General features: G+C 71.1%; 12 protein-coding genes. 4 read left to right on the forward strand and 8 right to left on the reverse strand.

Annotation, left to right across the window (positions count from 1 at the left end):
* Positions 1 to 12: 12 nt before the first annotated feature.
* The 3 genes from ACFWM2_RS01960 to ACFWM2_RS01970 form a co-directional block, all read right to left on the reverse strand.
* Complete coding sequence (locus tag ACFWM2_RS01960; protein ID WP_383274063.1) at positions 13 to 816, reverse strand: ABC transporter permease; 804 nt, start codon at positions 814 to 816, stop codon at positions 13 to 15.
* Between the two features lie 104 nt (positions 817 to 920).
* Positions 921 to 1,703, reverse strand: a complete 783-nt coding sequence (locus tag ACFWM2_RS01965; protein ID WP_383271965.1) for an ABC transporter permease — start codon at positions 1,701 to 1,703, stop codon at positions 921 to 923.
* Complete coding sequence (locus ACFWM2_RS01970; RefSeq protein ID WP_383271967.1) at positions 1,700 to 2,662, reverse strand: ABC transporter substrate-binding protein; 963 nt, start codon at positions 2,660 to 2,662, stop codon at positions 1,700 to 1,702. Before ACFWM2_RS01970 ends, ACFWM2_RS01965 begins: the two co-directional genes overlap by 4 nt.
* Positions 2,663 to 2,851: 189 nt before the next feature.
* Here ACFWM2_RS01970 and ACFWM2_RS01975 point away from each other — a divergent pair, with 189 nt between their 5' ends.
* The 3 genes from ACFWM2_RS01975 to ACFWM2_RS01985 all read left to right on the forward strand — a co-directional run bounded on the left by ACFWM2_RS01975 (position 2,852) and on the right by ACFWM2_RS01985 (position 6,836).
* Entirely contained in the window at positions 2,852 to 3,667 is an 816-nt protein-coding gene (locus ACFWM2_RS01975; RefSeq protein ID WP_383271969.1) for an IclR family transcriptional regulator C-terminal domain-containing protein, read from the forward strand.
* Between the two features lie 183 nt (positions 3,668 to 3,850).
* Complete coding sequence (locus ACFWM2_RS01980) at positions 3,851 to 5,902, forward strand: phosphocholine-specific phospholipase C (RefSeq protein ID WP_383271971.1); 2,052 nt, start codon at positions 3,851 to 3,853, stop codon at positions 5,900 to 5,902.
* 52 nt (positions 5,903 to 5,954) lie between these two features.
* Complete coding sequence (locus tag ACFWM2_RS01985; RefSeq protein ID WP_383271973.1) at positions 5,955 to 6,836, forward strand: phospholipid scramblase-related protein; 882 nt, start codon at positions 5,955 to 5,957, stop codon at positions 6,834 to 6,836.
* A 136-nt stretch (positions 6,837 to 6,972) separates the two neighbouring features.
* Here ACFWM2_RS01985 and ACFWM2_RS01990 read toward each other — a convergent pair whose 3' ends face one another.
* Positions 6,973 to 7,932: a DMT family transporter gene (locus ACFWM2_RS01990; RefSeq protein WP_383271975.1), complete on the reverse strand. Its 960-nt coding sequence runs from the start codon at positions 7,930 to 7,932 to the stop codon at positions 6,973 to 6,975.
* Positions 7,929 to 8,807 carry a phosphatase PAP2 family protein gene (locus ACFWM2_RS01995; protein ID WP_383271977.1) on the reverse strand — a complete coding sequence of 293 codons (879 nt, stop codon included), beginning with the start codon at positions 8,805 to 8,807 and terminating at the stop codon, positions 7,929 to 7,931. The genes ACFWM2_RS01990 and ACFWM2_RS01995 overlap by 4 nt, the downstream gene beginning before the upstream one ends.
* A 232-nt stretch (positions 8,808 to 9,039) precedes the next feature.
* Between ACFWM2_RS01995 and ACFWM2_RS02000 the strand changes: the two genes are divergently transcribed.
* Complete coding sequence (locus ACFWM2_RS02000) at positions 9,040 to 9,654, forward strand: TetR/AcrR family transcriptional regulator C-terminal ligand-binding domain-containing protein (RefSeq protein ID WP_383271979.1); 615 nt, start codon at positions 9,040 to 9,042, stop codon at positions 9,652 to 9,654.
* Between the two features lie 200 nt (positions 9,655 to 9,854).
* On the opposite strand, the gene ACFWM2_RS02005 is transcribed toward ACFWM2_RS02000, so the two are convergent.
* The 3 genes from ACFWM2_RS02005 to ACFWM2_RS02015 are packed head-to-tail and all read right to left on the reverse strand — an operon-like array spanning position 9,855 to position 13,333.
* Positions 9,855 to 10,820, reverse strand: coding sequence for a DUF2510 domain-containing protein (locus ACFWM2_RS02005; protein ID WP_383271981.1), 966 nt, complete (start codon positions 10,818 to 10,820; stop codon positions 9,855 to 9,857).
* A gap of 55 nt (positions 10,821 to 10,875) precedes the next feature.
* Positions 10,876 to 12,030 (reverse strand): anhydro-N-acetylmuramic acid kinase, encoded by a 1,155-nt coding sequence (locus tag ACFWM2_RS02010; protein WP_383271983.1) that lies wholly within the window; start codon positions 12,028 to 12,030, stop codon positions 10,876 to 10,878.
* Between the two features lie 4 nt (positions 12,031 to 12,034).
* Positions 12,035 to 13,333 carry an MFS transporter gene (locus ACFWM2_RS02015; protein WP_383271985.1) on the reverse strand — a complete coding sequence of 433 codons (1,299 nt, stop codon included), beginning with the start codon at positions 13,331 to 13,333 and terminating at the stop codon, positions 12,035 to 12,037.
* Between the last annotated feature and the right edge of the window lie 50 nt (positions 13,334 to 13,383).

A 13,383-nucleotide genomic window follows, 5' to 3' on the forward strand; every position in this document is an offset into this window, starting at 1 on the left:
CTTTCGTGAGCGTCACGGGGACCGCCGGCGGCGTGCGCCGGGCCGTGCGAGAGGTGCCGCGCGGACGCCGTGGTACCAGCCCAGTACCCGGCGCTCGACCAGCTGGAAGACGACCGAGAGCAGAAAGCCGAGCAGCCCCAGGACGAGAATCCCGGTCCACATGTCCGGGATCGCGAACCCGCGCTGGAACTGGACGATGGTGAAGCCGATGCCGTTGCTGGCCGCGAACATCTCGCTGATGACCATCAGGATGAGGCCGAGGGACAGCGCCTGGCGCAGGCCCGCGAAGATCTGCGGGCTCGCCGCCGGCAGCACCACGCTCCGCAGCCGGGCGATGCCCGTGACGCCGTACGAGCGCGCCGTCTCGGACATCACGGAGTCGAGTGCCCGCACGCCCTCGACCGTGTTGAGCAGGACCGGCCAGACGCAACCGCTCGCGATCACGGCGATCTTCATCGTGTCGCCGATCCCGGCGAAGAGCATGACGACCGGGACGAGGACCGGGGGCGGTACCGCCCGCAGGAATTCGAGGACCGGTTCACAGACGGCCCGCACCCGCCGGTACGAGCCGATGACCGTACCGAGGACCACGCCCACGACGGCCGCCGACGCATAGCCGGCCAGCAGCCGCAGCAGGCTGGGCAGCACGTCGGCGCGCAGTCGGTCGATCGTCCACACGTCCGGGAACGTGGTCAGGATCGTCCGCAGCGGCGGCCAGTACGGGTTGACGCTGTCGTCGGACGCCAGCCACCAGGCCAGGACGAGCAGCGCGGGCAGTCCGATCACGAAGAGAGTCCCGAGGAGGGCGCGCCGCACGAGTTCCCCGGTGGCGCGCCGGGACGGCGGGAGCTGCTTCACTCCGTCCGCGCCCTCCGGAGGCGGTCGGTCCCCTCGTACGGCCTCGGGAGGGCGGTCGCTCTTCACGCCACCACCTCCCCGCGCACCGACTGGTGCCAGGCCAGCGCCCGGCGCTCCACCGTGCGGGCGCCCACGTTGATCAGCAGCCCGAGCAGGCCGGTCACCACCACCAGCGCGTACATGTCCGGGACCGCCTGCGAGGACTGGGCGACCGCGATACGCGCGCCCAACCCCGGTGCGCCGATGACGAGTTCGGCGGTCACCGCGAGGACGAGGGCGACCGCGGCGGCCAGCCGCACGCCTGTCATGACGTACGGCAGGGCGCTGGGCCACAGCACATGACGGATCCGGGCCACGGTGCCGAGCCCGTACGAGCGGGCGGTCTCCTCGGCGACCGGGTCCACGTCCTGGACGCCGTACAGGACCTGGATGAGGATCTGCCAGAAGGCGGCGTACACGACCAGGAGGAGCACCGAGCGCAGTTCGCTGCCGTAGAGCAGGACGGCGAGGGGGATCAGGGCGACCGAGGGGATGGGGCGCAGGAACTCGATCGTCGAGGCGGTCACCTCCCGCAGATACGGCACGACCGAGACGAGCACGCCGACGACGAGTCCCGCGCCGAGGGCGATCGCCAGGCCCAGCGCCCAGCCTGTCAGGGTGTCGCCGAGCGCGGTCCAGAAGGCCCCGTCGCCCAGCTCGGTGAACAGCGCACGGGCGATGCGGCTGGTCGGCGGGAAGTAGTCCTCGGAGACGAGGCCGAGCCGCGGGACCACCTCGCCCAGTGCGAGGAATCCCGCGAGCCCGGCCGTCCCGAGTGCGGCGTTCGTGAGGCCCGGCCCGCTCACGGCAGCAGCTTGTCCAGATCCGGCATCTCCTTGAAGAGGCCGTCCCGCTCGCCCAGCTTGGCCAGTGTCGCGATCGACACGCGGTTCGGCTTGGCGGGCCACTTGGGCAGGATCATCTTCTGCAGGGTGGCCTCGGGGATCTTCGTGTACGTGGTCAGGATGTCGCGCACCTCGTCCGGGTGGCTGTCGGCGTAGGCCAGCGACTCCTCGGTCGCCTCCCGGAACCTCTTCACCACGTCCGGGTTCCGCTGCGTGTACTGCGTGGACGCGAAGTACATGGCGACGGTCAAGTCCGGTGCCACATCGACGTAGTTGGAGGCGATGACCTTGCCGCCCGCGGCCTTGACCGTGGCCAGCGAGGGCTCGACGACCCAGGCCGCGTCGATCTGCCCGCCGTCGAGCGCGGCGGGCATCTGGTCGAAGGCCAGCTCGACGAACTTCACCTTGGTGGCGTCGCCGCCGTCTCTGCGGACGGACTCGCGCACCGAGGTGTCACCGATGTTCTTGACGGTGTTGACCGCGACCTTCTTGCCGACCAGATCCTTGGGCGACTTGATCGCGCTGCCCTTCTTCACCACGATCCCGCCGAAGTCGGCGCCGTCCTTGCCGGTCGACGCGACTCCGTTGGCCACCGCCTTGACGGGCACGTTCTTGGACTGCGCCACCATCAGCGAGGTCACGTTGGAGAAGCCGAACTGGAACTGGCCGCTGACCACGCCCGGCACGATCGCCGCGCCGCCCTGCGCGGTCGTCAGCGACAGCTTGAGACCTCGTTTGCTGTAGAAGCCCTTCTTCTGGCCGAGATAGACGGGCGCGACATCGACGATGGGAATGACTCCGACCTTCACGGTCGTGGTGCCGCCGGACGCCGTGCCGGATCCCCCGGAGTCCGACGAACCGCAGGCCGTCGCGGCGGCTAAGACGGCTCCGGCCGCGAGGCCGATGAGCAGACGACGCATGGTTCCCCCTGTTGAGACCTCTGGTACTCCGACTGGATGTGCGCAGACCGCACAGGTGTGCTCAGCGGGAACGTAGAGCGCATCGCCCCGAGGGGTCAATGCCCTTGGCCCGCAAGGTCGTTGACAGTTGTCGAAGTGTGCTCTTAGCGTGCGCAGGGCGCACCCCCGTGCGCCCAGGTGGAGGCGACGATGGCTGCTGAACTCCGCGATCCGTACTTCGTCCGGTCCTTCGAGCGCGGCCTCGCCGTCATTCGCGCCTTCGACGGTGAGCACCCCTCGCTCACCCTCAGCGATGTGGCCCGGTCCTGCGAGCTGACCCGGGCGGCGGCCCGCCGGTTCCTGCTGACGCTGGTGGACCTCGGCTATGTGCACACCGACGGCCGGCTGTTCCGGCTCACTCCCCGCGTCCTCGAACTCGGCTTCTCCTACCTCTCCAGCTTCACGCTGCCCGACATCGCCGAGCCGCATCTGGAGCAACTCGTCGCCCAGGTGCGGGAGTCGTCCTCGCTCTGTGTCCTGGACGGCGACGACATCGTGTACGTGGCCCGGGTCCCGACCCGGCGGATCATGACCGCGACCATCACGGTCGGCACCCGCTTCCCGGCCCAGGTGACCTCCGTGGGCCGGGTGATCCTCGCGCATCTGGGCGACGAGGAGATCGACGCCCGGCTCGCCCGCGCCGAACCGCGCCGTCTGACGGCCCGCACGATCGTCTCGCCCGACCGGCTCAAGGCCGAGCTGCGCCGGGTACGGCGTCAGGGGTACGCCATCGTCGACCAGGAACTGGAGGAGGGGCTGCGCTCGGTCGCCGCCCCGGTGCGGGACCGGGACGGTGACGTGGTCGCCGCCGTGAACATCCCCGTGCACGCCAGCCGCAACTCGGTCGAGTCCGTACGCCGTGATCTGCTGCCCCATCTGCTGGCGACCGTCGCCCGTATCGAGGCCGACCTGCGGGTCACGGGTCCGGCGCGCGCCGCTTCCCACGGCAGCGCGAAACAGAGGTGAGCGCCCCACGGGCGAGGTCCGCCGACATTCCGTCCGAAAACGTTGGCCACCCGTACCACCGACTTTCACGTGGATGCCACAAGACCCTTCCCTGACGTTTGGTGCTCTTGGAACACTCCTTTCGCGCACGTTCCATCAGCATCCGGCCGCCCGAGGCCGCTCAGGACAAGAGGTCACTCACCCATGCCCCCAGTGAATCGGCGCCGATTCCTTCAACTCGCCGGCGGTACCGCGGCGTTCACCGCGCTGTCCGACAGCATCGCCAAGGCCGCCTCGATACCGGCGGGTCATCGCAGCGGCACGATCGACGACGTCGAGCACATCGTCGTCCTGATGCAGGAGAACCGTTCCTTCGATCACTACTTCGGCTCCCTGCGAGGAGTCCGCGGCTTCGGTGACCCGCGTCCGGCCACCACATCGGGCGGCAAGTCGGTCTGGTACCAGTCCGACGGCACCAAGGACGTGCTGCCCTTCCGCCCCGCGGCCGACGACCTTGGGCTGCAGTTCATCCAGGACCTCCCGCACGGCTGGAGCGACGGACACACCGCCTTCAACAAGGGCAAGTACGACAAATGGGTGCCCGCCAAGTCGTCGACCACGATGGCCTACCTGACGCGCGAGGACATCCCGTTCCACTACGCGCTCGCCGACTCCTTCACCATCTGCGACGCGTACCACTGTTCGTTCATCGGCTCCACGGACCCGAACCGCTACTACATGTGGACGGGCTGCACCGGCAACGACGGCAAGGGCGGCGGCCCGGTCCTCGGCAACGAAGAGGCCGGCTACGACTGGACGACGTACCCCGAGCGACTCGAAGCGGCCGGCGTCTCCTGGAAGATCTATCAGGACGTCGGCGACGGTCTGGACGCGAACGGCTCCTGGGGCTGGATCCCCGACGCGTACCGCGGCAACTACGGCGACAACTCCCTGCTGTACTTCGACAAGTACCGCAACGCCAAGCCCGGCGACCCGCTGTACGACAAGGCCCGCACCGGCACCGACGCCCGCAAGGGAGAGGGCTTCTTCGACCGGTTGAAGGCCGATGTGCAGGGCAGGAAGCTGCCGAAGATCTCCTGGATCGTCGCGCCCGAGGCGTTCACCGAGCACCCGAACTGGCCCGCGAACTACGGCGCCTGGTACATCTCCCAGGTCCTGGACGCGCTGACCTCCGATCCCGAGGTGTGGGGGAAGACGGCCCTGTTCATCACGTACGACGAGAACGACGGCTTCTTCGACCACCTCGTGCCGCCGTACCCGCCGCAGTCCGCCGCCCAGGGCAAGTCCACGGTCGACGTCGGCCCGGATCTCTACCAGGGCGACGCGAGCCATGCCGCCGGACCCTACGGACTCGGCCAGCGCGTGCCGATGCTCGTCGTCTCGCCCTGGAGCAAGGGCGGGTACGTCTGTTCCGAGGCGCTCGACCACACCTCGGTCATCCGGTTCATGGAGCGCCGCTTCGGGGTGCATGAGCCCAACATCTCGCCCTGGCGGCGCGCGATCACCGGCGACCTCAGCTCCGCGTTCGACTTCGCCCGCAAGGACACCAAGCCGGCCGCGCTGCCCGACACCGACGGCTACCGGCCGCCGGACCACGACCGGCACCCCGACTACGTCCCCACCCCGCCCGCGAACCCGGCCCTGCCCAAGCAGGAGCGCGGCTCGCGTCCGGCCCGTCCGCTCAAGTACGCGCCCGTGGTGGACGGTTCGGCGGACCCGGCGGCAGGCAAGTTCACGCTGTCCTTCGCTTCGGGTGCCGCGGCCGGCGCCGCCTTCCTCGTCACCTCCGGCAACCGCGCCGACGGTCCGTGGACCTACACCACCGAGGCCGGCAAGAGCGTCTCGGACACCTGGAACTCGGCCTACTCCGGCGGCTCCCACGACCTGACCGTGCACGGCCCGAACGGCTTCCTGCGCACCTTCAAGGGCCCCGGCGGGACGGCCGGAGCGGAGGTCACCGCCCGGCACGTGGGCGACAACGTGGAGCTCACCTTCACCAACAAGGGCTCGGGCACGGTGCAACTCAAGCTCAGCAACGGCTACGGCGGGCAGCCGCGGTCGTTCAAGGTGCGGGCCGGCGCGACCGTGAAGCACACGGTCGACCTGAAGGCGAGCAAGCGCTGGTACGACCTGAGCGTCGTGTCCGACGCGGACCGCACGTTCCTGCGCCGGTTCGCCGGACATGTCGAGAACGGCCGGCCGAGCGTGAGCGATCCGGCAATCGTGACAGTCTGATGGCGACCCGGGCGTTGGTTGCTTTCCGGTCGGCCCGCGGTAGTGTGCCCCGGTGACCACGCATTCGAACACTCCTGCAGGTTGGTACCCGGATCCGCACGGGGCGGCCCAGACGCTGCGTTACTGGGACGGCTCGCAGTGGACCGACCACACGAATGCGGACCAGCAGGCCCAGGCCGCGCAGCAGGTACCGCAGCAGGCGCCGCCGATCCCGCAACAGCCCGCCCAGCAGCCGCAGCAGGCCTATGGGCAGCAGCCTGCCGCGGGCCCCGACCCGCGCGTGCAGCGTCAGGTGCAGCAGGAGGCCGGCGTCGCGGGCGGCGGTGCCGGTGGCGGCACGCTGTTCACCGAGCCGGTGCTGGTGGTGAACCAGAAGGCCAAGCTGATCGAGGTGACCGCCGAGTACAAGGTCATGGACCAGCAGGGCAACCAGCTCGGTTCGGTCGTCGAGGTCGGGCAGAACGCGCTGAAGAAGATCCTCCGGTTCGTCTCCAGCCTCGACCAGTTCATGACCCACAAGCTGGAGATCCGTGACGCGTACGGCCAGCCGCAGCTGCTGCTGACGCGCCCCCGCAAGTTCATGAAGTCGCGGGTGCTCGTGGCGCGTCCGGACGGACAGCCCGTCGGTGAGATCGTGCAGCAGAACATGGTCGGGAAGATCAACTTCGCGATCAATGCCAACGGTCAGAAGATCGGTGCGATCAAGGCGGAGAACTGGCGCGCCTGGAACTTCGCGATCGTCGACCACGCGGACAACGAGGTCGCCCGGATCACCAAGACCTGGGAAGGCCTCGCGAAGACGATGTTCACGACGGCGGACAACTACGTGCTGCAGATCCACTACCAGCTCCCGGAGCCCCTGCTGAGCCTGGTCGTGGCGACCGCCCTGACGGTCGACACGGCGCTGAAGCAGGACTCCCGCGGGCTGGGCTGACGCGGCGTACACGGCGTAGGGGAAGGGCGGTTGCGGAGGTCCGCAACCGCCCTTCTCGCATGTGCCGGTGGATTCCGCCCGACCGGGTGCCTCTTGAGGGGCCTGACGGGGGAGCCTCTAGAGCGTTGCGGAGCCTCTAGAGCGGCGTGAGGTGCCCTCGCTTCGACCGCCGCTTCGGCTGTCGTGGCACCAACGAGGGCTCGTACGCGGCCGATCCTGGTTCGAGTGCCAGCACCGCGGCCACGGGGTGGTCGTCCAGGACCGTCTCGGCCGCCGGTTCGGGTGCCGAGCGCGACAGTGTCACCACACCCCAGCCGGCGACGCCCGCGCCCACCGCGGCCAGCAGGACGCCCGCCGCACCGCCCTGCAGGCGTTCGCCGAGCAGCACCAGACCGATGGCCGCGGCGGCGACCGGATTGGCGAGCGTCACCACGGCGAGCGGGGCGCCGAGTCCACCCCGGTACGCGGTCTGCGACAGCAGCAGCCCGCCGGTCGCGAAGGCGGCGACCAGCAGGGCCACGACGACGATCTGCGGACTGAGCACCGGGCCCGTGCGGTCGGTGGCGGCGACGGTCACCGTCTGGGTGAGCGCCGAGGCGACACCCGAGGCGAAGCCGGACGCGCCCGCGTGCCGCAGCCCCGGCTTGGCGCCGGGCCGTGCCAGCACCCCGATCACCGCCACGGTCGCGGCGGCGACGCCCAGCGCCTGAGGCACGCTGAGGACGTCCTCGGGCGCGGGCCCGGAGGCCGTGACGAGCAGGGCCGCGAGCCCGATGAGTGTGAGCGCCGTCCCGCGCCATTCGACGGAGCGGACCCGCCGTCCGGCGACCCGCGCGCCCAGCGGCACCGCGGCCACCAGAGTGAGCGCGCCGAGTGGCTGGACCAGGGTGAGCGGTCCGTACTTGAGGGCCGCGACGTGCAGCAGCGCGGCGGAGGCGTTGAGCGTCACCGACCACCACCAGGCCCCGTTGCCGAGCAGGTGCAGGATGCCGGTGTCGGCCCCCTTGGCCGCGAGCCGTTCCTGGGCCACCGCCGCGGCCGCGTACGCCACCGCGGAGAACAGCGACAGGACGACGGCGACGAGGGTGGCGTTCATCGTCCCGCTCCCACGAGCTCCGGTACGGATTCCGGGCCCTCGGCACCGACCAGGCGCCCGGTGCGTCCCGCGGTCGTCGCCGTCCGGTGCGGCAGGTGGATCACCGCGAGGGCGATGCCGAGCAGCGCGCCCGCCACGATCGCGTCGAGCCAGTAGTGGTTGGCCGTGCCGACGATCACCAGCAGCGTGAGCAGCGGATGCAGCAGCCACAACCAGCGCCACCGTGACCTGGTCGCCGCGATGAGGCCGATCGCCACCATCAGCGCCCAGCCGAAGTGCAGCGACGGCATCGCCGCGAACTGGTTGGCCATCGAGTCGGTCGCGGGCCGTGCCCCGTACACCGTCGGCCCGTACACCTGCCCGGTGTCGACGAGACCCGTCATGGCGAGCATCCGGGGCGGGGCGAGCGGGAACGTGAGATGCAGCACAAGGGCGGCGGCGGTGACCGCGGCGAGGCTCCGGCGGGCCCACACGTAGTGCGTGGGGCGCCGCAGATACAGCCAGATCAGAAAGGCCGCGGTGGCCGGGAAGTGGACGGTCGCGTAGTAGGTGTTCGCGATGTGGACGAGGGTGTCGCTGTGCAGCAGTGCGCTCTGCACAACTTCTTCGCCCGGCAGATGCGCGGCCCGCTCCCAGTCCCACACACGGTGGGCGTTGCGGAACGCCTCGGCGGTGTGGCCGGTGACCAGCTGCCGGCCGACCTTGTAGACGACGAAGAGTCCTACGACGAGCAGGAGCTCGCGGACCAGGGGAGGTCGCGCGAGGGTGTCGCGCGACGCCGGGGGTGCGCTCGACGGCCGTGGTGCGGGGGTGTCCCGCCGTGGCCGCCGTACGGCGTCCGGCTCCTGGTCCGCAGGCTCGGTCTGGGAATCCATCCCCCGGCCCCTTTGCTGACGAAATTGCGTGGGGTGGTGCTTGGTGAGCCCAGGACAAGGTCCACGCCAGGGAGTGGATCCTGTCCAAGGCTCATCGATACGCCAGTGTACCGATACGCCAGTGTACCGATACGGTCGCGTTCCGGTACGGCCACGTACCGGTACACTGGCGTATCGATACACTGGGTGGGAACACCCGGCCGATCGACCGACCCGAGCGAGGAGAAGAGCCATGACGTCGCAGGCAGCGGAGGGACCGGAGACGGTCGTCGCCTCGCGCCGCTCCAAGATCACGCCCGAGCGTGAGCAGGAGTTCTACGACGCCGTGCTCGAACAGATCCGTGGCTGCGGCTACGAGGCGCTCACCATGGAGGGCGTGGCCGCGAGCGCCCGGTGCAGCAAGTCCACGCTCTACCGGCAGTGGAAGACCAAGCCCCAGTTCGTGGCCGCCGCGCTGCGCTCCAACCGCTGTCCGCGGTTCGCGGGCATCGACACCGGTTCCCTCGCCGGGGACCTGCGCGAGGCGGCGCGGGCGGCGGGCGAGCAGTCGGGCGCGGACACCCAGCTGCTCCAGGCGCTCGGCCACGCCATGATGCAGGACGAGGAGTTGCAGCGGGCGCTGCGCGACGCGCTGGTCGAGCCCGAGGTCTCCGCGCTCAAGGGCATGATCGACCGCGGGGTGGCCCGCGGTGAGGTCGCCGCCGATCACCCGGCGCTGGCGTACATCCCGGCCCAGCTGCTGGGCGTCCTGCGGGTCCGCCCCGTCCTGGACGGGCAGTACGCGGACGCCGAGTATCTCCAAGGCTTCGTGGAGGCGGTCGTGATTCCGGCCCTCGGCCTGACCTGAGACTCAGGCCGCCGTCCGCGGGATGACCGGACGACGGCCTGTCAGCGCCGCACCGTGGGGACGGGGGCGGCGCGCACCCCCCGGCCGGGTGGGGTTCCTCTTGAGCGGAGAGGCGCCCCACCCGGCCGATCTGTGTCCTGGGGCCCGTCCGACCGTTCCCGTCTGCCTCGCGAGGCAGACGGGAATTTGACGACGGGGCCCTAGACCTTCTGCCCGTTGCCGCCCGCTCCGGACGCCACCTTGATGCCCTTGGTGATCGTGTCGATCACGGTCGCCTTGGAGCTGACGTCGACGCCGAAGCGGACCACGATCAGCGACTTGGAGTCGACCGGCGAGGGGAAGGCGAGCGACTCGACATAGCCGTCGTCCCCCTTGCTCGTGACGACCTGCCAGCGGACCAGATAGCCCTTCTGCCCGGCCACGGTCACCGCCTTGGAGTCCAGCTCCTTGTGCGAGGTGATCTTGCCGTAGGTCGTACCGCCGTAGGACTCCTCGGCGTTCTTGGAGACGTCCTCCTTGGCGGCGGCCTGGGCGGTGGTGGCCTTGAGCTTCAGCGCCACCGCGGGAGCGGAGTACGCGCCGCCCTTCGTGCAGTCCTTGGAGGTGTCACCGGGGCACTTGTACGAGTCCTTCGACGTCACCGCGGCGGTGCCCATGCCGCTCTCGCCGGTCCAGCCGTCGGGCACGGGAATCGCGATGCCGCCCAGCATGTCGGTGGCGTAGCCGTCCTCCGTCTGCGGCTGTCCGGACCGACCCGGTGCGGGAGTCTGCCCGTCCTGGCCGCCGGAGCCTCCCCGGGGTCCGCCCGGCGCGGTCTCGGTGCCGCCCTGCCCGCCGGGCGGGGCGGCCGGCACCTGGGAGCCGGCGCTGCTGCTGCCGCCGTCGTCCTTGGTCAGTGCGTACACACCGCCGCCTATGCCGGCGAGGACCGCGACGGCCACGGCGACGGCTATGCCGGTGCGCAGTCCGCGCCGCCCGGAGGCGGGCGGCCCGCCCGGATAGGCGCCGGCCGCGGGCGGATGCGCCGGCGGACCCCAGAGGGCGGCCGATCCGACGGGACGGGTCTGCTCCGTCCATTCCTTGCCGTCCCACCAGCGCTCGGTGGGCGGAGCGTCACTTGTCTGCCCGGGGTCGGAATACCAGCCGGGGGGAGTCACCTGCGTCATGGGACCACCGTATGAGCCCTGGGTGAAAGGCGGATGAGAGGCCCTCCCGCAGAGGTCACTTCAGGACGAGCCGCACCGGTGCGCGATCCGCGGGCGGCGGCAGCCGCAGCCCGTCCCGTCCCGGCGTGAGCGACCCGAGCACGCTGGGATGCCGGGCCCCGGTGCTCGCCGGATCGGTGCCGGCCAGCCCGTGCGCGGTGAGGAAACCGAGGACGGCGAAGGCGTACGCCTCCTTGGCGGCCGACGGCAGCCCCAGTGCGTCGGAGCTGCGCAGCGGCACACCGGGAAGTTCGGCGGCCAGCATCGACATCAGCACCGGATTGCGTGTGCCGCCGCCGGACGCGATCACCTCCGTCGCCCGCACCGCGCGCACGGCGTCCGCGACCGTCCGGGCGGTCAGCCGGGTCAGCGTCGCGATGACGTCCTCGGCCCGCAGCGTGCCGAAGCCGGCCAGCGCGTCCCGCAGATAGCCGGGATGGAACAGTTCCTTGCCCGTCGTCCTGGGCGCGGGCAGCGCGTAGTACGGCTCGTCGAGCAGCCGCCGCAGCAGCGGCTCGTGGACCGTGCCCCGGGCGGCGAGGGCGCCGTCCACGTCGTAGGCGAGCCGCCCGCCGCTCAGGCCCCGCGCGGCGGCGTCCACGAGTGCGCATGCGGGGCCGGTGTCGAAGGCCGTTCCGTCCGGCGCGGTGAGGTTGGCGATGCCACCGAGGTTCAGTGCGACCGGGGTGCCCGGCCGGCTGCGCAGCCACAGCAGGTCGACCAGGCTCACCAGCGGCGCCCCCTGGCCGCCGGCGGCGACGTCCCGGGGACGGAAGTCGGCGACCACCGGCAGCCCGGTCGCCTCGGCGATCCACGCGGGCTGCCCGAGCTGGAGGGTGCCGTGCACCTGCCCCTGTGCCGCCCAGTGGTAGACGGTCTGGCCGTGCGAGGCGATCAACTCCGCTTCACCGTCACACAGTTCACGGTCGGCCCGGACGGCCACCGCGGCGAAGGCCTGCCCGATCCGGGTGTCCAGACGGCACACCTCGGCGAGGCTGGTGGCCGCCGGAGGCAGCGCCGCCGCGAGCGCCTCCCGCAGCTCCTCGTCGTACGCCTCGCTGACCAGTCCCAGCGGCCGCAGTACGAGGCTGTCCCCGTCGAGGCTGAGATCAGCCGCCGCCGCGTCGATCGCGTCGTACGACGTCCCGGACATCAGGCCGATCACTCGCACGTGCTCAACTCCCTTGGTCGCTATGCCCGTTCCCGCCGAGCGTGGCCAGGGCGAACACGCTGACGGCGCAGGTGGCCGCCGCGTAGTAGGCGGGAATGTCCACGCTCCCGGTCCGCTTGATCGTCTCCGTGATGATGAGCCCGGCGCAGCCCGAGAAGACCGCATTGGACAGGGCGTAGGCGAGTCCCAGGCCGGTGTAGCGCACGCTCGTCGGGAACATCTCGGAGAGCATCGCGGGACCGGGCCCCGCCATCAGCCCGACGACGGCGCCCGCCACGAACACCGCCGCGCCCTTCACGGCGTTCGATGTGCCGCTGCCCTGCAGGAGGTTGAGCAGCGGGACGGCCAGCGCGGTGACCAGCAGCGCACCCGTCAGCATCACCGGGCGCCGCCCGATCCGGTCGCTGAGCAGCCCCGCCGGGACGATGGTCACCGCGAAGCCCAGATTGGCGAGCACGGTGGCGACCAGCGCCTGCTGGAACGTCGCGTGCAGCGTGCTCTGCAGATACGAGGGCAGCACCACCAGGAAGGTGTAGCCGGCCGCCGCCCAGCCCATGATCCGCCCGGCCCCGAGCGCGATCGCCCGCGCGACCTCACGGCCCGGCGGGCTGTCGAGCCGGTGCTCCCGCGTGAACGACGGCGTCTCGTCCAGCCGCAACCGCAGCCACAGCGCGCCGAGACCGAGCGGCAGCGTCAGCAGGAACGGCAGCCGCCAGCCCCAGTCGCCCAGCTGCGCCTCGCTCAGCACGGTGGCCAGCAGCGCCGCCACCCCGGCCCCGCCGAGCAGCCCCAGCGCGACGGTGAAGGACTGCCACGATCCGTACAGGCCCCGCCGGCCCGGCGGCGCGAACTCCGTCATCACCGAGACCGCGCCGCCGAACTCCCCGCCCGCGGACAGCCCTTGGAGCACCCGCAGGAAGGTGAGCAGCCAGGGAGCGAGGGCGCCGGCGGTCGCATACGTGGGCAGCACGCCGATCAGGGTCGTCGCCGCCGTCATCAGGACGATCACCGCGACGAGGACGGGACGGCGGCCGATCCGGTCGCCGAGCCGGCCGAACAGCGCGGCACCGACGGGCCGGAAGAAGAACGCGAGCGCGAAGGACGCGTACGTCTTCACCAGTGCCTCGGCCTCGCTGCCACCCTCAGGGGTGAAGAACCGGGCCGCGATGATCGTCGCGAAGTAGCCGTAGACGCCGAACTCGTACCACTCGATGAAGTTGCCGACGGAGCCCGCGAGCAGGGCGCGGCGGGAGTGCCCGGGCCGGGCCGCGCGGGGGTCCGAGCCGTGCACGGGGGCGGTCATGTCGGTTCCTCCCGGGGCCCGGCCGAAGCGGGGTGGTCGGATGCCGGGAC

This window comes from Streptomyces sp. NPDC058371, assembly GCF_042723265.1.
GTDB lineage: Bacteria > Actinomycetota > Actinomycetes > Streptomycetales > Streptomycetaceae > Streptomyces.